At 56.7% G+C, this 18,943-nt stretch carries 16 protein-coding genes and 2 pseudogenes; 12 read left to right on the forward strand and 6 right to left on the reverse strand.

Annotation, left to right across the window (positions count from 1 at the left end; translation table 11 throughout):
- Window positions 1–155 precede the first annotated feature (155 nt).
- From ABH944_RS40325 to ABH944_RS40370, 10 genes are all read left to right on the forward strand, one after another.
- Complete coding sequence (locus ABH944_RS40325) at window positions 156–1,400, forward strand: efflux RND transporter periplasmic adaptor subunit (RefSeq protein ID WP_404614137.1); 1,245 nt, start codon at window positions 156–158, stop codon at window positions 1,398–1,400.
- 22 nt (window positions 1,401–1,422) lie between these two features.
- Window positions 1,423–4,608, forward strand: a complete 3,186-nt coding sequence (locus tag ABH944_RS40330) for an efflux RND transporter permease subunit (RefSeq protein ID WP_404614139.1) — start codon at window positions 1,423–1,425, stop codon at window positions 4,606–4,608.
- A 1-nt stretch (window position 4,609) separates the two neighbouring features.
- Window positions 4,610–6,088, forward strand: a complete 1,479-nt coding sequence (locus tag ABH944_RS40335) for an efflux transporter outer membrane subunit (protein WP_404614141.1) — start codon at window positions 4,610–4,612, stop codon at window positions 6,086–6,088.
- A 391-nt stretch (window positions 6,089–6,479) separates the two neighbouring features.
- Complete coding sequence (locus tag ABH944_RS40340) at window positions 6,480–6,776, forward strand: DUF4148 domain-containing protein (protein ID WP_404614143.1); 297 nt, start codon at window positions 6,480–6,482, stop codon at window positions 6,774–6,776.
- Between the two features lie 436 nt (window positions 6,777–7,212).
- Window positions 7,213–7,854 carry a hypothetical protein gene (locus tag ABH944_RS40345; RefSeq protein ID WP_404614144.1) on the forward strand — a complete coding sequence of 214 codons (642 nt, stop codon included), beginning with the start codon at window positions 7,213–7,215 and terminating at the stop codon, window positions 7,852–7,854.
- A gap of 6 nt (window positions 7,855–7,860) precedes the next feature.
- The gene (locus ABH944_RS40350) at window positions 7,861–8,163 is read left to right on the forward strand and encodes a hypothetical protein (RefSeq protein WP_404614146.1); all 303 of its coding nucleotides are present in this window, start codon (window positions 7,861–7,863) and stop codon (window positions 8,161–8,163) included.
- A 607-nt stretch (window positions 8,164–8,770) separates the two neighbouring features.
- Entirely contained in the window at window positions 8,771–9,193 is a 423-nt protein-coding gene (locus ABH944_RS40355; protein ID WP_404614148.1) for a DUF1636 family protein, read from the forward strand.
- Between the two features lie 258 nt (window positions 9,194–9,451).
- On the forward strand, window positions 9,452–9,976 hold the full coding sequence (locus ABH944_RS40360; protein ID WP_404614150.1) for an IS630 family transposase: 525 nt from the start codon (window positions 9,452–9,454) through the stop codon (window positions 9,974–9,976).
- Window positions 9,977–9,986: 10 nt separating this feature from the next.
- Window positions 9,987–10,490: an IS630 family transposase gene (locus tag ABH944_RS40365; RefSeq protein ID WP_404614172.1), complete on the forward strand. Its 504-nt coding sequence runs from the start codon at window positions 9,987–9,989 to the stop codon at window positions 10,488–10,490.
- Window positions 10,491–10,496: 6 nt separating this feature from the next.
- Window positions 10,497–10,811 (forward strand): LysR substrate-binding domain-containing protein, encoded by a 315-nt coding sequence (locus ABH944_RS40370; RefSeq protein WP_404614152.1) that lies wholly within the window; start codon window positions 10,497–10,499, stop codon window positions 10,809–10,811.
- A 93-nt stretch (window positions 10,812–10,904) separates the two neighbouring features.
- Here the strand turns inward: ABH944_RS40370 and ABH944_RS40375 are convergent, their stop codons facing one another.
- From ABH944_RS40375 to frmR, 5 genes and pseudogenes are all read right to left on the reverse strand, one after another.
- Window positions 10,905–11,819, reverse strand: a complete 915-nt coding sequence (locus tag ABH944_RS40375; protein WP_404614154.1) for a LysR family transcriptional regulator — start codon at window positions 11,817–11,819, stop codon at window positions 10,905–10,907.
- A gap of 212 nt (window positions 11,820–12,031) precedes the next feature.
- Window positions 12,032–12,929, reverse strand: a pseudogene (fghA, locus tag ABH944_RS40380) (S-formylglutathione hydrolase).
- 52 nt (window positions 12,930–12,981) lie between these two features.
- On the reverse strand, window positions 12,982–13,557 hold the full coding sequence (gene gfa / locus ABH944_RS40385) for an S-(hydroxymethyl)glutathione synthase (RefSeq protein ID WP_404614156.1): 576 nt from the start codon (window positions 13,555–13,557) through the stop codon (window positions 12,982–12,984).
- 74 nt (window positions 13,558–13,631) lie between these two features.
- Window positions 13,632–14,741 (reverse strand): S-(hydroxymethyl)glutathione dehydrogenase/class III alcohol dehydrogenase, encoded by a 1,110-nt coding sequence (locus tag ABH944_RS40390; RefSeq protein ID WP_404614158.1) that lies wholly within the window; start codon window positions 14,739–14,741, stop codon window positions 13,632–13,634.
- Between the two features lie 68 nt (window positions 14,742–14,809).
- Complete coding sequence (gene frmR, locus ABH944_RS40395) at window positions 14,810–15,085, reverse strand: formaldehyde-responsive transcriptional repressor FrmR (RefSeq protein ID WP_404614160.1); 276 nt, start codon at window positions 15,083–15,085, stop codon at window positions 14,810–14,812.
- Between the two features lie 325 nt (window positions 15,086–15,410).
- On the opposite strand from frmR, the gene ABH944_RS40400 reads away from it, so the two are divergent.
- Both ABH944_RS40400 and ABH944_RS40405 read left to right on the forward strand, forming a co-directional pair.
- The gene (locus ABH944_RS40400; RefSeq protein WP_404614162.1) at window positions 15,411–16,538 is read left to right on the forward strand and encodes a Rieske 2Fe-2S domain-containing protein; all 1,128 of its coding nucleotides are present in this window, start codon (window positions 15,411–15,413) and stop codon (window positions 16,536–16,538) included.
- The gene (locus tag ABH944_RS40405) at window positions 16,535–17,503 is read left to right on the forward strand and encodes a PDR/VanB family oxidoreductase (RefSeq protein ID WP_404614164.1); all 969 of its coding nucleotides are present in this window, start codon (window positions 16,535–16,537) and stop codon (window positions 17,501–17,503) included. The genes ABH944_RS40400 and ABH944_RS40405 overlap by 4 nt, the downstream gene beginning before the upstream one ends.
- A gap of 387 nt (window positions 17,504–17,890) precedes the next feature.
- Here ABH944_RS40405 and ABH944_RS40410 read toward each other — a convergent pair.
- A pseudogene (locus tag ABH944_RS40410) lies at window positions 17,891–18,868 on the reverse strand (porin); the annotation flags it as partial.
- Between the last annotated feature and the right edge of the window lie 75 nt (window positions 18,869–18,943).

Genomic DNA, 18,943 nt, shown 5'->3' on the forward strand with positions numbered 1-18,943 from the left:
CGGTGCACATCGGCGCATTCATGCCGTTACGGCATCGAAAAAATGCCATCTGTGCTATGGAAAAGGCCGATTCGTCGGGCCAGAATGCATGTGAGTTCGTGATGGCAATCAGTCCAACGATGTAACGATATTTTCATATCGATGAGGGTCAAGTAATGTCTCAACTAACGACGCATTTCTCTAAACGTAAGAGATTCGTACTACAGATCATAACGCTGGTTGTCGTCGGAAGCAGTGTTCTACTGCTTAAAACGCATGCATCCGCTGCGTCCGATTCAGTGAATGCCGCACCCACACCCGCACCTCAGGTAACGGTAGCGCAAGCCCGTATGTTTCAGGTGGATGACCGTCAGGTATTCACTGGCAGGTTGCAGGCCGTCGACACGATTGACGTACGGCCACGAGTAAGCGGATACGTGGATGAGGTGCTGTTCAAGGAAGGCGCCCGGGTGCACAAAGGCGACGTACTGTTTCGGATCGATCCGCGTCCTTATCGCGCCGAGGTAGACCGCCTGGCAGCGGAACTCGCGCAGGCCAAGGCGGAGGCAGCGCAAGCCCGGTCCGATTCGGAGCGAGGTAGGCGATTGCTCACGCAGAGTGCGATTTCGCAGGAAGGGTCGGAGCAACTTGACACTGCGGCAAGCACCTCTCGGTCGAAGGCGCTTGCTACCGGCGCGCAACTCGACGCGGCGCAACTGAATCTTAGCTTCACAGAAGTGCGCGCGCCGATCGACGGGAAGGTCAGCTATGCGATGATCACCGCAGGTAACCTGGTCACGCCAGATGCGGTCCTGACCCGCGTCGTCAGCGTCGACCGCATCTACGGATATTTCGACGTCGACGAGCAGAGCTACCTTACGCTCCAGCATTTTCGCGACAACGGTCATAACGTGCCTGAAGTTGCAATGGCGCTCGCGGATGAGCACGACTTTACACACCCCGGACATCTGGATTTCGTTGATAACCAGCTCGACTCTGGCTCGGGAACCATTCGCCTTCGAGCTGTATTTGCAAATGCCCAAGGTGCGTACACGCCAGGACTCTATGCGCAGATCCGGCTTCAGGAAAGTCATCCGGTGCCTCGCATCCTCCTGAGGGATACGGCAGTGGGAACTGATCTCGGGAATCAGTTTGTGTACGTGGTCGGACCAGATAGCAAGATCATCTACCGCAAGGTGTCGACAGGCCCGGTCTTTGCCGGCCTGCGTGTCGTCGAAAGCGGTATTCAGCCAGGCGAGCGGGTGGTCGTTGATGGCCTGCAACATGTCCAACCGGGCATGGTGGTACAGCCGGTCACCGTCTCAATGGATACGGACCTCAACGACCGTGAGAAAGCCGAACTCGCAAGCGTAGCCAAGCCCGTCGCCGGATCTGACGCGACCGCGCTGGCTGCGCGATAACCGCCTCATCGAGACTCTAGCCATGAAAGGCATAGCCAACTATTTTATCGACAGACCGATCTTCGCTGGTGTTCTGTCGATTCTGTTCGTGATCGCTGGTGCCATTGCGCTCGCGATGCTGCCCGTCAGCCAGTATCCCGATATCGTACCGCCGACCGTTGTCGTGCAGGCGAACTACCCGGGAGCAAGTCCTGAGACGATTGCGCAGACGGTGGCCACGCCTCTTGAGGAGCAGATCAATGGCGTCGAACACATGCTGTACACATCGTCGCAAGCGACGAGTGACGGACGGCTTGCGCTGACAGTTACCTTCGCACTCGGCACCAACCTTGATACAGCGCAGGTCCAAGTGCAGAACCGGGTCGCGCAGGTGTTGTCGCGCCTACCCGATGAGGTTCAGCGACTCGGCGTGACAACCCAGAAGAGTTCGCCGGAGGTCACGCTGGTAGTGCATCTGGTGTCGACGAACCATCGCTATGATGGTCTCTATCTCTCGAATTACGCTCGCACACACATTCGCGACGAATTGTCCCGTCTCGATGGCGTGGGTGACGTGCAGATCTTTGGCGCGGGTGAATACAGCATGCGCGTGTGGCTGGACCCGCAACGCATGGCACAACGCGGACTGACGGCACCAGACGTCATAAAAGCGATTCGGGAACAGAACGTTGAAGTGGCAGCGGGTACCCTCGGCGCTCCCCCGATGCATACAGATGATGCATTTCAACTGAATGTGAATACACAGGGGCGTCTCGTTTCCGAAGACCAGTTCCGCCGCATCATCTTGCGTAGCAGTGGCGACACGGGCGTCGTACATCTTGGCGATGTCGCGCGCGTCGAACTCGGCGCGGACCTGTACGCGCAGCGCAGCTTGCTGGACAACGATCCGGCTGCTGGTATTGTGCTGTTCCAGCGTCCAGGTAGCAACGCGATCCAGACGTCGAACGAAGTCATGGCGACAATGAAACGCCTGAAGGCGAATTTTCCGGAGGGGCTGGACTTTCGAATCATACGCGACGATACGCAGTTCGAGCGCGCGTCAATCGAAGCGGTCGTTCATACGCTTTTCGATGCAATTGCGCTTGTAATACTTGTCGTGATTCTCTTCCTGCAGACGTGGCGCGCATCGATCATTCCGTTGATTGCGGTGCCCGTATCGCTGATCGGCACGTTCGCTGTCATGGACGTGGTCGGCTTCTCGCTGAATACTCTGTCGTTGTTCGGGCTCGTGCTGGCGATCGGAATTGTCGTTGACGATGCGATCGTCGTGGTTGAAAACGTGGAGCGGCACATCGAGCTGGGACAGAGTCCGAAGGAAGCGAGTCGACGCGCGATGCGGGAAGTCACGAGCCCGATCGTTGCTACGGCACTCGTGCTGTGTGCAGTGTTCATACCGGCCGCTTTTATCAGTGGGCTCACCGGCGAGTTCTATCGCCAGTTCGCGCTGACGATCGCTATCTCGACGGTGATCTCTGCGTTCAACTCCCTGACGCTGAGCCCGGCGCTTGCCGCACTACTGCTCAAGTCTCACGACGCGCCTAAAGATCCACTTACGGTATGGATTGACCGCTTGTTCGGCTGGTTATTCAGACCGTTCAACCGACTGTTCGTGACTGGTGCGGGTCGTTACGTCGGCGGTGTGAGTCGGGTGCTGGGCCGTTCGTCGATCGCGCTCGTGGTGTATGGCGGTCTGATTGTGCTCGCGGCGGTCGGCTTCATGCGAGTGCCCACTGGCTTCGTACCGGCGCTCGATAAACAGCTCATTCTCGCATTTGTCCAGTTGCCGAGCGGCGCGTCGCTCGACCGCACAGAAGGTGTCGTGCGTGAGATGAGTGACATCGCAGCTCACGAACCTGGTGTGTGGCGCTCCGCATCATTCCCAGGTCTGTCGATCAATGGGCTCACGAACAGTAGCGATTCAGGCGTGATCTTCCTTCTTCTCAAGCCGTTTGAGGAACGGAGGAATCCGTCTCTGTCGGCCGACGCGATCATTGCTGCACTGAACAAGAAGTATGCGGCTATCCCTGGCGCCAGCATTGGCGTCGTACCCGCGCCGCCGGTGGACGGCATGGGCGAGACGGGCGGTTTCCGGATGCAGATTGAAGATCGCGCTGGGTATGGTCCGGCGGAAATGCAACGCCAGCTTGATAAGCTCATTGCGCTTGGCGCGAAGGAGCCAGCATTGAGCCCGCTTTATTCGAGCTTCGACGCACACGTGCCGCAAGTCCGGGTAGACATAGACCGTGAGAAGGCGAAGATGGAAGGTCTCGACATGACGGACGTTGCCGACACGCTTCAGGCATTCACGGGCACCTTCTACGTCAACGATTTCAACCGTTTTGGCCGCACGTATCAGGTGAATCTCTCCGCCGAACCGGATTTCAGGCGCACGTTCGAAAACGTCGGGCAACTGAAGGTCCGCAACTCGTCGGGCGCCATGGTGCCACTTGGCTCGTTCGTGTCAGTGCAGCGCACCGTCGGGACGGAGCGCTCGATGCACTACAACGGCTATCCCACCGCGGAAATCAATGGTGGCGCCGCACCGGGTTACAGCAGCGGACAGGCGCAGGATGCGATGGAGCGCATTGCGCGAGAGAATCTGCCGAGAGGCATGGTTTTCGAATGGACTGATCTAACGTACCAGCAGATCCTTGCAGGTAATACGGCCGTACTCGTATTTCCTTTGTCCGTGCTGCTGGTGTTCCTCGTACTCGCCTCCCTGTATGAGAGCGTTTCGCTCCCGCTGGCGGTCGTCCTGATTGTACCGATGGTACTGCTGTCAGCTATTGGTGGCGTGTGGCTTACACACGGCGACAACAACATATTCACGCAGATCGGTTTGATCGTGTTGGTCGGCCTCGCGTGCAAGAACGCAATTCTTATCGTGGAATTTGCGCGCGACGCACAAGGGCGCGGCATGGACCGCAAGCAGGCAGTGCTTGAAGCCGCGCGGCTACGTCTACGGCCGATCCTGATGACATCCGTGGCGTTCATCATGGGGGTTGTTCCACTGGTATTGGCCCACGGCGCGGGGGCGGAGATGCGACATGCGATCGGTGTGGCCGTCTTCGCGGGGATGCTGGGCGTTACGGCGTTCGGACTGATGTATACGCCGCTTTTTTTTGTGTTGGTACGCGGGTTCGTGGAACGGTGCGAGGCGCGCCGCAGCAAGGCTATCCAAAGCGCGCCGGTTCTCGGGGAACATTGAGATGAATAGGCTGAATCCTTTCTCGGCCGGTGCAGGAATTCTACTTGCACTGACGCTCGCGGGGTGCGTGTCCGTCGGACCCGACTACCACGCGGCGACGCCAACGGTACCGAAGCTGCTCAATGTCGATCCGATGCGTGAGAACAACGGGACCTTCCAGGCACAATGGTGGAAGCAGTTTGGAGATCCGACGCTCGATGCCCTGATACAAATGGCCGCACTCGATAACCTCGATCTGCGCATTGCACAGGCACGCCTTCGTGAGTCGAGAGCCTTCGTGAGCGGCGCGGAGTCGGCGCAAATTCCAACCGTGGCCGCCGGGACGAGCTTCGCGCGCGCCTATGGTCAGTATCCGGGGATAACGACGGACCAGGTTAGCTACGACGTGTATCGCGCAGGGTTCGACGCCAGTTGGGAACTTGACCTATTCGGTGGCATTCGGCGCGAAGTGGAGTCGTCGAAAGCAGAACGCGATGCACAGCAGGCGGCATTGCGTGGCACCCAAGTTTCCGTCATCGGCGAAGTGGCACGCAACTACTTCGTTATGCGCGGTTCACAGGCACGAATCGCCATTGTCGAGAATGACATCGGGACGCTCCGGGAGACGCTGCGTCTCGTGCAGGCGCAGGCGAATGTTGGCACGGGCTCGGAACAGGATGTCGCAAGCGCGGGCGCGCGGTTAAGTGCGGTGGAGGCACAGTTGCCAGACCTCCGGATCGCCGAGCAGACTGCACAGTTCCGGCTCGCGGTGCTGCTTGGCAAGCGACCCGGCGAACTTGGCGTCGATCTGTCGTCGCGCACTTCCGAACCGATTGCCGTAAGCCTGCCGATGGGGCCAATAGGGGATGTGCTTGCACGTCGACCCGATGTCCAGGAAGCGGAGCGTCGGCTGGCGGCTTCGACGGCGCGTATTGGCGTTGCGAAGGCCGACTTCTATCCGCACGTCTCACTGAGCGGGTTTCTCGGCTTTCTCTCGAGCCACGGCACGGATTTCATGACAGCGGGCTCGCAGGCATGGTCGATCATGCCGGGCATTACGTGGGATGGTTTGAATGTACAGCGCGTGCGTGCGAATTTGCATGCCGCGCAAGCACGGTCGGACGCTGCGCAGGCCGCTTACGAGCAAAGCATTCTTCTCGCGATCGAGGACATTGACAGCGCAGTCACGTCCTACAACGAAACTCATGTGCGGGTCGGCAAACTGATCGATCAATTTGCGCAGAGTCACCGCGCAGCGGATCTCGCGCGTGTCCGCTACCGAGAGGGATCGACAGGCTTTCTGGAACTGCTTGATGCCGAGCGGGTGGAACTCGCTGCAGGGGACGATCTGGCGCAGGCTGAGTCGGATATTAACGTGCGCGCTGTGGCACTGTATAAGTCGCTTGGCGGGGGGTGGGAGGCCTGTGGTGATGACCGTTGCGATGCACTTGCGCAGACCCAGGCTTCGACTGAAGGCACACAGCCCTCCACGACGCGCTAATCGAGCTGGCTCAGCTGTACCGCCGGCCTTCAATGGCCGGCGCACTGTCGTTCGCCCTATGAGATAACCCGACTGCCATAGGATGAGCTGATTTTTCCCAATGCAGCGGTGAACACGTTCGCCGACGACTTGTGTGGGGATGCGATGCCACGACGTTATGACAGACATGACCTGACGTACGTAGAAGTCTTGGCTGGTATTGCTGAAAATATCATTAAGTTCAGCGAGTGCGAAAAATAGAGGGTGGAACCTGACGTAACTGGATATCCACGGAATGTCGCTGCGTTGGACTGGTTAAGGAAATGCGCATCGAGGAAAGGCAGTTAATAAATTCTGCGACGCAGCCTTTTTTCACTCATTCAAACTTTCGTTGATACACAGGAGCAGGAAAATGATCGTTAACATCCGCAATCTGGTTATTGGTCTCACGGTGGTTCTGCCTGTACTTGCGAGCGCCCAGGAAAATAGTGCCCCCATCACGCGTGCTCAGGTACGTGCTGAACTGATAGCTCTCGAAAACGCAGGATATCATCCGAACAAGTCCAGCCCATACTACCCGGCAGACATTCAGGCCGCCGAGGCCAAGATTCATGCGGGCAACGCAGCAGGCGGAGATCCGCAGACCTCCTATGGTGGTGTAACCAGCGTGAACTCAGAGTCTGGGGACCAGGGGGCCGCGAAGCCTTAAACCAACACACTGTTTTCGCATCATGGAGCAACCATGTGGGACGCGCGTCCGTAAGCGCACGAAATCTGGAGTTTCGCCCGCTACATTACTTGCGGCAGGTCGGGCAGTGTCTGACATGCGAGAAATTCCGTGTGGTTGCTCGATCCCCATCGAACTGTGCATTGACGTCTTTTTGGACGAAAAGTGACGATGAGATGGGACTCCTGTCTTTGATATGTGCCTTCGTTGCGGTTGGCAAGTTCGGTAGCTCTGAAAAAGCATTGGACATGCCTCACCTATCCAGATCCAGTCGTTTCAGGCTGGTGTCCGACATCGATGAGCACCCTGTACGCAAACAGCCGAATCGCTCGAGACGGCATGTCGCCCTGAGAGAGCGTGTGGAAACTGTTCTAAGGCTATGGTGTTGACTCACGTTTGCGTATTCGCGGACCGGCTGATGGCTCCAGTGCTGAATCTAACCTTCGTCGTTGTTGAGCCTCGCTATTGGGACAGCTATGTTGATTTGCTTCGGACCGCGCGGGCGTTACTCATCAGGCAGAAGATTTTACGGGATCGCTGCATTCTTTGGGCAAAATTATTCGGTTATCTAATGATTTCATGGTATTGCCTCATTCAGCTTGCTTTGGAGTCGCCCTTCAAGCTTAGACCGGGTACTGTCTGGCTAAACGACATCGTCGGCACAGGCTCCGCTTTGCTAAGCCCCGTCATTGAAAGACCTGGGAATCGGGGAAGCGGACGCAATGTGACCGATTCAATGATGTCGCTGACCATTGGAGCATTTGGCATCTTTTGGTTCGGCCGCGCTTGCCTCTTTGTGATGGCGTTGGATTGCTTTTCATGGACCTTGGCGTGGACCTTGCTGACGTCAGTCAAAAATCGGGATCATGCTCTGAAGGTCATTTCAATCATCCATGTCCATATTCGGACAGCCTACATGACGTACAATTTTTCCGGTAGTGGAGGAGGCGCCGTGGTCGGGTGGGTCTGGGGTCAATGGGGCTGGGTAGGGGTTTGTGCTGCTGGGTTCTCAATTCTGGCTGTTCAATTGGTTCGGTGGCTGCTGCCGCCGCAAACATAGGTCGTCATGTCAAAAATCGCTGACGAGCTCGTTGTCGATATGCAATTCCATCGGCTTGAAAGGCTCTGCATCTCTCTCTTTGATGGATGGTGCGAGGGAAGAAGCGTAATACCGCTTGTTTACCTCATGAGTGCATGGCCGATTATTTCCCCGACCGTGCTTGCCACGAGTCGATTGTTACATGCTCTCAGGGAACTCCAGCAATATCACCCGGAGATGTTGACGCCTGATGAGCATCGAGTTGTCACGCTGATCTTGGCGATCGATATCCATGGGGTGGAACGGGATGCGGAACGCCTCTCGCCATGACGACTGATCGAATGGAACTTGCGCGACTGCATGTAGGTATCAAGCAGCGTGCAATTGAATCCACGGTTTGGTCCTCCGAGAGGCCGGACGCCTGGAGTGCAGTTCGCGGAACTTAGAGCTTGCCTACGGGAGTGCATTTCGGCATGGGGCGCAGTTACCGATTCGCCCGACGCTACGATGCGCGACAGTTCCTCGATATATCACCGTCCCAAGGCAGGAAATCCATCTATCCGAAAGTGACGCCACAATTCGTGCATAACGATGAGTGTTAGGATGGCATCGCAATCAATAATCGTGCATTGAGATTGATCGTTGTGTCAGATAATTTGGTATGCATAGTATTTGGATTATATTGATACACAGATAATTTCGTGCACCTTTCATGGGTCGGGAGTCTCGCTTTAACCACGAAAAATCTGCAACTTGAGATAGAGGGAGGCGGCGATAGAACGGGAATTTGTAAAGTACATTGGAGTTCAGGGAAACCCCAGTCACAGAGTTGGATTCTTAGATACGCAATGGGACGCTCTGATAAGCATGCGATCGGCCATACTTCTAGAATTTGTTCACAGGATTCCTCGAAAAGATAAAGTCAGGAGACAGTGTCATGCTCACCACGCACGAGAGCCCAGAACAATGTCAGGTCGTTATCCGGGATATGAGCGAGCACGGCCAGTCGAATACCGTCGCAATCTGTCGTACCTGCCCGAGAGACCGACCACACACCGGAGCGGCGGGATTGTTTCTGTATAACGAAATCAAAGAAAGGCTGACCGGTCAGGGGATGACCGTGATGATGGTCCATTGCCTCGGCAGTTGCCGGATGCCCTGCGGGGTTGCGCTTGACGCGCCAACAAAGCCGCGCGTACGTTTGTCGGGTCTGAAGGATGTCGACGCCGCGGATTTGATCGACGCTGCTCTGGAATACAAACAAACGGCATCAGAGGACGTGGGCGTCACAACGTTTCCAGCTGCGTTGCAGGGACACGTAACCGCGATTTCACCGAAACGGAAACGAAGCGCGGCATAAAAGCGCGGTGCGCCCGACGTACCGCGCCACAGACAGTGTAGATAACGGATCAGGGACGCCTCAATCTTGCGACTATTCCTTCCGCGCTGGCGTCGATTGTGATCGCATCGCGGACCTGAGCCGGCACACGCTGTAGCATTGATAAGCAAGGCCGACGGCGTGGACGGACTGGCTTTCAGAGTTTTGGCCTAGCTAAACATGGCGACATAAATACTGCAGCATTATATGATTACGTGGTTACTCTTTGGAGAGGCGACCATGCGCAAGCTCGAAATTGCAGACCCGCAGATCATGCAGGTTGCGATTCAACAGGAGATCGAACGGAGCGAGGAATCGCGGTATGACCATCGTCTCCATGGGGTGCTGCTGGTAAGCAGCGGTTACTCGTGCACTGAAGTGGGCCAGTTGTTCGGTCAGGCGGCCACGACCGTTCAGCGATGGGTCCAACGTTTCGAGCGCGGCGGCTTCGAGGGATTACGGGAAGGTGAGCGGCCCGGACGTCCGCGTACGTTGGATGAATCGCAATGGGCTCGCATTGAGGCTGACCTGCGCAAGACACCACGCGACTTCGGATTTGAAGCGGGCCTGTGGGATGGACCCGTTCTGTCGGAGCACTTGCGTCAGCGCTACGGCATCGAGCTGGGCGTGCGACAGTGCCAGCGGCTGTTTCGCCAGATGGGTTTTCGGCTGCGCAAACCGCGCCCGCAAGTCGCCCAGTCTGATCCCGTACGGGTTGCGACAGTAAAAAAAACTGCGGCGCCTGGCAAAGCGCGACGACGTTGAGTTATGGAGCCTGGACGAATGCCATTTCCAGCAGCATGGATCGCGCTGTCGCATGTGGGTGGCCCCGGAGGTTCGCGATCCGGTGTTGATGCACGCGCCCACGCGCAAGTCGGTGGCGTGCTTTGGCGCCGTGAGCCTGAGCACCGGGCGCTTCGTCTGGCAGGTGTGCCCTATCTTCAACGCAGAAACGTTCATGTCCTTTCTGCGCCGGCTACTGCGTCATCGACGTCGTGGCAAGCGCATCGTCGTCGTGCTGGACAACGCCAAGTACCACCATGCCAACATGCTCAAGCCAAGGCTGCACAAATACAGGAGGGACCTGACGTTGCTGTTCCTCCCGCCATACAGCCCGCAACTGGCACCTATTGAACGGGTCTGGAAGCTGACAAGGCGTCTGGCGCTGCATAACCGGTACTTCGCCACGCTCGCCGAAGTCCTCTCGGCCGTCGAGGCCTGTTTCCGGCGCTGGATCGGACCAAATGAAGTTCTACGGAGATTATGCTGCATTATTTAAGACGCTGTGTTTAGTTGGTTCTGGCGAAAATCACTTCGCCTTGAACATCTTTATTTTGTATTGCAGGCCGAAACTGATGGGCTCGATGTCGCGATGGGCCATCGATCTTTGATCGAAGCCGATCTCCCCGCCGGGCGCATGATCATTCCCTTCGAAAATCGGACCAGGCGCCAGGAGAACTACTCCATTATTCTTTGCCAGGATCGCCAGCATGATCCTGTGGTGAAGACGTTCTGCGACTGGCTGGAAGAAGGCACGCAGTTCGACAATACTATTGTGCCGGTTCTCAAAAAGAGTATGTTCAGTGCGTCAGAGCTTTGATCACAATGTCTTTCCAGTTCCGGCCGTGACATTTTTCAATATGTAAGGCACGGATAGGAGCTCTGCTCGAAGCGTCGCACGGACATAGCGGTTTCAACGGGGGTTGCCGACGATCGACGAGATAAAGTCGAGGAATGCGTTGGTCTTCGCGGGCATATGATTTCGGGAGGGATACAGCACATAGAGAGGCCAGCGTTCGTCGCACCAGTCGGGAAACAGATTGATCAGTCGCCCGCTTGCAATAAGGCCTTCAATGCCGAGCTCCATGACTTGAGCAATACAGTATCCGGCCAGACATACCGCATGCATCGTACCTGCGTCATTAACCATTAATCGGCTTTCGGGGTAGAGCTCCATTTCCTCGCCATTGCGATGGAACTCCCATTTAAATGGGAGACCTGTCTCCGGATTCCGATAGTTCAGGCAAATATGTGAGGAGCCGCGCAACTCATCGGGGCTACGCGGACGGCCATGCTCTTTCAGGTAAGAAGGCGATGCCACCGTGAGTATTCGTGTCTTGAGCAACTTGCGAGCTATCATGGAAGAGGACTTGGGCTCGCCGAAGCGGATCGCCAGATCGAAGCCCTCAGAAATGAGATCACCGAGTTGGTCGCGCGTGACAAGGTCAAGCTTCAGCTCGGGATAGGCTTTGAGGAATTCGCTCAGGCGCGGACCAAGAATAAGGTTTGAGAAGAAAGGATGAACGTTCACCCGCAGACGTCCACGCACCGTCTCCTTGCTGCAGGCAGTTGATGCAGCGGCCTCTTCCAGTGCAGTGAGTAGTGGCACCACCTGTTCGTAAAGGCGCCGCCCCTCGTCGGTAAGGGTTACAGAACGAGGATGACGATCGAACAGACGCGCGTCAAGTCGGGCCTCGAGCCGAGCGATCGCACGGCTGACCCCGGGTTGCGACATATTTAACGCTTCAGCGGCGGAAGCAAAGCTGCCGCTACTTGCCACTGCAGCTAGCACGCTCATCCCATTGAGGGTTCGCTCGTCGAAAGCCATATACCTTCTCCTGTCGGTTGTATCTTTCCGCGACAGCGATGCTAGCGAAAAGCGAAGACCTAGTGATGACGTGGGCTAAGCAACAAGACCCAAGTGTCGTCGGTTCCCTCGTGTCCCTTGACCGCTTCAAGCATCTGCTCGAATGTCACTTAACAAGGTGATGCTCGAATTCTTTATAAGATTTGAAGGTAACTAATCGGCGCCAGAACAGGTCAATGATGTATTGGGTGCACTGCGAACGGCGTCGTCTCCATGTGTCCGCCCGACAGTGCTGAGGGTGTAAATCGACTATCCATGGAGCGCTTGGGATGAAACGCAATATGATCGCCAATGAAGGTAGTGATGAAGTAGTAGCTATGGTTAAACCCGGGATTGAGCCTAAGTGTCGGGGATGACCGACGGCTTCACAGGAACCTTGTAACAGATTAGGTTTGAGGTGAGTCTCAAGAAATTCGTCCGCAGCGCCTTGATCAACCAGTAGCGGAAGCTTCCCTGCCGTGGACCTGATGAGGTCGCACGCGTCATATGCCTCCATGTCGTACGGTCCGGACCCAGATAGGCTTCGAGCGCTTTCTCGCCCCACGGCACCCGGGAAGGTGCGACGATCGGGGAGAACGCCGAGACGCTGGAATAACGGCCCGGATTGCACTGCGGCACGAGCGCGCCATGACCGCCCATTGAGTGACCACTTATGGAACGGACTTCTGACGCTAGGAATTCCGATTCTAGTAATTCGGACAGTTCCGTAACAACATAGTCGTACATTCGGTAGTGGGCTGCCCAAGGTTTCTGGGTTGCATTGACGTAGAAGCCCGCGCCTTTTCCAAGGTCGTTGCCCATGTCGTCAGCAACTTGCTCCCCGCGAGGGCTGGTGTCTGGTGCGACTATGATAACGCCATGTCGAGTTGCGTATTGTTGAGCTTTAGTCTTCGTGGAGAAATTCTGCTCTGTGCAAGTAAGACCTGCGAGCGGGTACAGTACGGGTAGTTTCTTCCCGGATAGCGCCGGGAAAAACACAGGGAAGTTCATAGAACAGTCGCGCGAGGGGGACTCGCGCCGGTATACGTCCTGCCATCCGTCAAAACAGGCACGGTGTTCTATCCTTTCCATTGCGATTCCTGTAAACGGGCGGATCGGTATGAACGATCCGCCCCGGTTTTTTCTACTTCAGCACACCACTGCGCTTGGCGATGTGTGTGGCTATCACGTCCATTAGTGGAGGATTGAGTGCGTCGTGTGGTGCGAGTCCAAGCTCGGTAAGCCGAGCTCGAACGTCGTCCATTTGTTCCGGTTTTGCACCGCCGCCTTCGATCACCGATGAGACGAATGCCGCAAAACGTGGCTCTTCCCAGCCGTCGTCGTCGGACAGTTCGGTGTGCACGAAGTCGAGACCGTAGAAAGGATGGTCGCGGTTCTCTATTCGACCATACATGTGCGTTCCGCACCCCTTGCAGGCATGGCGCTGGATCACTGCCTTCTCGTCGACCACCTGCAGCTTTTCCGGATGAGCCGTGACTTCGACCTTGTCACGCGGAACCACTCCTACCACTGAGAAAACTGCCCCCACGGGTTTCCAGCACTTGGTGCAGCCACAAGCATGGTTGTGTGCCACGTTACTGTCTACCCGGACTTCGACTTTATCATTCCGGCAATTACAATGGAGCGTACCGCCGGCGAAGCCGGGTGCACCCTTTTTGACACCGGCGTCTACTGAAGGGTGAATTGCCACAGTACTCATTTTGACTTCTCCCTTGTTTTCAGAATAAGAATCGACGCAATAACGCTGCACCGGTGACTGCGCACGGTCGTGTCTTAGTAGTTGATCACGGTGCGAATCGACATGCCGTCGTGCATCAGGTCGAATGCTTCGTTTATCTGATCAAGTGGCAATCTGTGCGTGACAAATGGGGTAAGCTCGATGTCACCTCGCATGGCGTCTTCCACCATGCCCGGTAGTTGTGAGCGACCCTTTACACCACCAAATGCGGTGCCTCTCCAGGTACGGCCTGTCACCAGTTGGAACGGACGCGTCGAGATTTCCTGACCGGTTCCCGCGACGCCGATGACCACGGACTGTCCCCAGCCACGATGCGCACACTCCAGCGCGGCACGCATGACGTCGACGTTGCCGATGCATTCGAACGAATGGTCGACGCCCCAGCCGGTCATTTCGACGATCACCTGCTGGATCGGCCTTTCATGGTCTTTAGGGTTTACGCAGTCGGTAGCGCCGAAGGCTTTCGCGAGGTGGAACTTCGAAGGGTTGGTGTCGATCGCAAAGATGCGCCCGGCCTTGGCCTGGCGCGCTCCCTGAATTACCGCCAGACCGATTCCGCCAAGTCCGAACACGGCGACACTGTCGCCCGACTGAACCTTCGCGGTGTTGTGCACTGCGCCGATACCCGTTGTCACGCCGCACCCCAACAGGCAAACCTGTTCGTGGTTGGCAGCGGGGTTTACCTTCGCCAGCGAGACCTCGGCGACCACGGTGTATTCGCTGAATGTTGAACAGCCCATGTAGTGGTAGATCGACTGGCCGTTATAGGAGAAGCGGGTTGTACCGTCGGGCATCACACCTTTGCCTTGGGTCGCACGCACGGCTACACACAGGTTCGTCTTACCGGATTTACAGAACAGGCATTCGCCGCACTCGGCTGTATAAAGCGGGATCACGTGATCGCCGGGTTTGACAGACGTCACGCCTTCGCCGATTTCCACGACGACACCTGCGCCTTCATGCCCGAGCACGCAGGGGAACAGACCCTCCGGGTCGTCGCCCGACAGTGTGAAGGAGTCCGTATGGCATACGCCCGTATGGGTGATTTTTACTAATACTTCGCCTTTTTTTGGCGGTGCAACATCGATCTCGACGATCTCCAGGAGTTTTCCTGGCACGAATGCAACTGCAGCACGTGATTTCATGTCAGCTCTCTCGATTGGATGACGAACACTAGCAATATGAGTATCTGGACAGGCCGGGCCGTGCATCATCACCGCAGGTAGGTGCGTACGAGATCGATAACGCCTTCGATCGATGCGTTGGCGTCGCCATCGAGGTTGATTGCGTTAGAAAACTCCTCGCGCAAATGGCTCTCGAGCACGCCGGCCATCAGGCCATTGACCGCGCCGCGCGCTGCGGCGATCTGCTGTAGGACCGGCGCGCACTCAGCACCGCCCTCCAATGCCCGCTCAAGCGCATCGATTTGCCCGCGTAAGCGTCGGACGCGGGTAAGTACAAGTTTGTTGTCTTGGGGGGAATGCGGCACGCGACCTCCGATAGATACTGGGCATGAGTATGTGGTATCGCCACCGTTCCTCTTTATCTCAGCGTCCAGTTTTTTCAGAACGTAACCGAAAACTCCGGGTGCGTGGCGACTACGCGGCTGCTGAGACCTATGCGAAGAGAACAGTGTGAAACACAAAAGGACTCCGGGAAAGTCCTAGGCAATGCGCTGGACGATCCGATAAGCATGCGGTCGGACACAGTCTTAGTATGGATATAGAGGGTTGACCGGCGAAATTTGTCCGAACAGAGCTTGGAACGCAGCGGACGCTTCCTTGCTCGAATAGATGAAAATGGGAGACAGCGTGATGTCCATCGCACAGAAGAGCCCTATACAACGCGAAGTTGTCCGTTCGGATTTGAAAGAGAGCGGGCAGCCGAATACGCGATTTTTACAGAACATCTGGTACTTTGCCGCGTGGTCTGCGGATGTCTTGCAAGAGCCTCTCGCGCGGCTCATCATCGAACAACCGGTCGTTTTGTTCCGTACCCGCGAGGGCGACGTGGCAGCTCTGCGAAACGTGTGCCCGCACCGCTTCACTCCGCTTAGCATGGGCAAAGTGGTTGGCGACACCATCGAATGCCTCTATCACGGTCTGCGATTCGCCCCTTCGGGGCAGTGTGTTCACAATCCTCACAGCGAGACTATTCCCAAGGCCGCCTGTGTCAGGCGCTATCCCGTGGCGGAGCGCGATGGGATCGTCTGGATCTGGATGGGCGCAGCCGAACTCGCGGATGAATCCACTATTGTCCGTTACCCGGAATTAAATCAACCCGACTTATTTACGTATACCTGCGGGCAAACGATGGAGATGCCCTTAAGTTATGAGTTGATGACCGACAACCTGATGGATCTCAGTCACGTTGCCTTTACGCACAAAACTACCCTGGGTTCTGAAGGCCTCGTCCCTGGTCAGACCGAAGTGCGTGAGGAAGGCGACTCGATATGGTGCCTGCGGATGGCGCCAAATACAAAGCCAGCACCATCCTTTTCCATGTCAGGTGCGTGCTCGGAGGACGACCTGGTCGATTACTGGCTGGACATCTGTTGGGATGCGCCGGCGAACTTCTATCTCACATCCGGGCACGCACCAGCCGGACAGGGACGTTATCACGGCGCTCAGATTGACTCCTTGCAGGTACTGACTCCGTCGAGCGCCACCCAGTGTTACTACTTCTTCATACATTTTCGCAACTATCGTCGCGACGACGATGCCATGACGCAGGAGCTGGCAAAGTTTATCCGTCAGGCGTTCGCGACGGAGGATGAACCAATGATCGCCAGCGTTCAGAAGCATATGGGCGGTCGCGCGCTGGAAGAAATGAAACCGGTGCTGCTGACGTGCGACGCAGGCGCAATGCGGGTGCGAAGGGCGCGCGAACGGCTTCTGGATCTCGAGGCGAATAGCGGGGTACTGACGGAGCGTCGTGAATGAATGAGTCGTGGTTTGAGGTAGACGTTGCGGTCAAGGAGATCGAGGCGGATGGCGTTGTCCGTCTTGAGCTGGCGGACAGGAAGGGCAGGGAGCTCCCCGGGTTCACTGCTGGCGCACACATCGATGTTGAAGTCACAGCTGACCTGACAAGACAATATTCGCTCTGCAACAGTCCGCGCGAGCGCCGTCGCTACGTGATCGGCGTGCTCCTGGAGCCGTCATCACGCGGGGGCTCACACGCTGTGCACGACACCATTCAGGTCGGTCATACAATCCGGATCCGAGCGCCGCGCAACCACTTCGCGCTTGATCCCACCGCAAGCCGCACCATCCTGTTTGCCGGCGGAATTGGTGTGACACCGATACTGGCCATGGCCGAAGATCTCAGTGAGTCGGGAAAGCCCTTTGAGTTGCACTATTGCGTGCGCACGATAGCTCGTGCCGCCTTTGTCCGGCGCATGGCGCAATCGTCATTTTCAGCCCATGTGCATCTTCATCTTGATGACGGGCCTCCTGAACAACGGCTTGAGATCGGGCAGGCATTGGGAAGCTCGGCCGATGAAGCGCACGTATACGTCTGTGGGCCTGCGCCGTTCATTGGATATGTCCTGGAGAGTGCGCGCGCAAGGGGTTGGCCAGAAGCGCGGCTGCATCGAGAGTTCTTCGCTGGGTCAACGTCAAACATCACATCTGCAGACGGATCCTTCGAAGTACAGCTACGCAGCACGGGTCAGGTCCTCACGGTTCCTGCGGATCGAAGCATCGTAGAGGTTCTGGGCGAAACCGGTGTCGCTGTGGAAGTCAGCTGCGAACAGGGGGTCTGCGGAACGTGTCTGACGCGAGTGTTACAGGGTGAACCCGATCATCGGGATGTATTTTTGACGGATGCGGAACATCTTCGCAATGACCGTATGACAGTGTGCTGCTCCCGGTCGAAAAGCGCGAGACTCGTTCTCGACTTGTAGGCACTGGAACAGCACGTCATCAGGCGCACTGATTGATCGTCAGACTGGTCGAACGGCGTCGATACAAGTGCGGCGTTGGTCTCATGAATCTTCGCTGGAATGGGTGCACCGCGGACGCAATTTTCCCATTTCAGGAGATGTTCGGCCATCCCTGCCCGTATGTCCTGTTTCCCTTCATCGCGATACTGCTATGGGCGGGCAACATGATGGTTTCGAAGCCGTCTTCCCAAGCGCCAAGATGCATCGGTTCACGAACCGGTGGAAATAAATTTCGGGGTTTTCGGTTGCATGACGAGAGGTTCGTCGCGCGGGGAGATGCGACATTTACAGCCGCAAAAAAAACGCGCATGATCGTTTCATGCGCGCATGTACCAATGTTAAATCATCTTAGAAGCGGTGACGCATGCCCACCGCGACGACTGTCTGATTGGCAGTTGACGACGGCGACAGCGTGTTGATCGAAGCAACGTTCGCACCGAAGTTGCCGAGTTCCCCCGATGCGTGCTGATACACGCCTTCGAGGTACACGTCGGTACGCTTGCTCAGCGAGTAATCGCCTTGTAGCGACACTGTCTGCCACTTCGGATCGCCCGAACCGTTCGAACCCGACACTTTGCCGTCGGTGAAAGTGTAAGCAGCGGCGAGGCTCATGGCTGGCGTCAGCGCATAACGGCCATTCACTTCGTAGTTGTCCATATGGAGGTTTGTGCCTGCCACGCCTGGCAGCGTCGTGCCGCCAACGTTCACGCCGGTGATGCCATCGAGTTGTGTATGCGTGTACACGAGGCCGACGTTAGCAGGGCCGTAAGCGTAGTTGAGGCCGGCGCCATAAGTGCGTTGCTGTTGTGCGGCGATCGCTGCCGTGCCGTCGCCTTGTGACACGGCGCCACCCACGTTATTGCTACCTGAGTTGTTCAGTTGCAGGTAAGCGGCTGCTATGCTCAGCGGGCCATTGTCATACGACGCACCTGCGCTCCACGCACGGTTGTTCGAGAACTGGCCGGCGGCGTTGCTGAAGCCGTAGAGGCCGCCGAACTTCACGCCGCCGTAGTTCGCGCTCTGGTACTTCACTGCGTTCTTGACCGAGAACGAATTGTCGAGGTTGTCGTTATCGAACGGGTGAGCGGCAAGGTTATTGCCATAGCCTGCACCGGCTTCCGAGAGCGGCGCCAGATAGTCGACTACGGAGTCGTATTGACGGCCGAGCGTCACCGTACCGTACTGGTCGCTTTGCAGACCGACAAACGCCTGGCGATTGAAGATCGTATTGTTCTCAGCGAACTTACCGTTGTTCAGGTTGAAGCCGCTTTCCAACGTGAAGATTGCGTGCAGGCCGCCACCCAGATTTGAACCGCCCCGGGTTCCGTGGAGGCTGTTGGGTTTAAGTTACGCTGTCATTGGGACAGTTTGATTAGAGAGTTGCCGGTAGTAGTTTGCTTC

The sequence above is a fragment of the Caballeronia udeis genome, assembly GCF_044909315.1.
Classification (GTDB): Bacteria; Pseudomonadota; Gammaproteobacteria; order Burkholderiales; family Burkholderiaceae; genus Caballeronia; species Caballeronia udeis_A.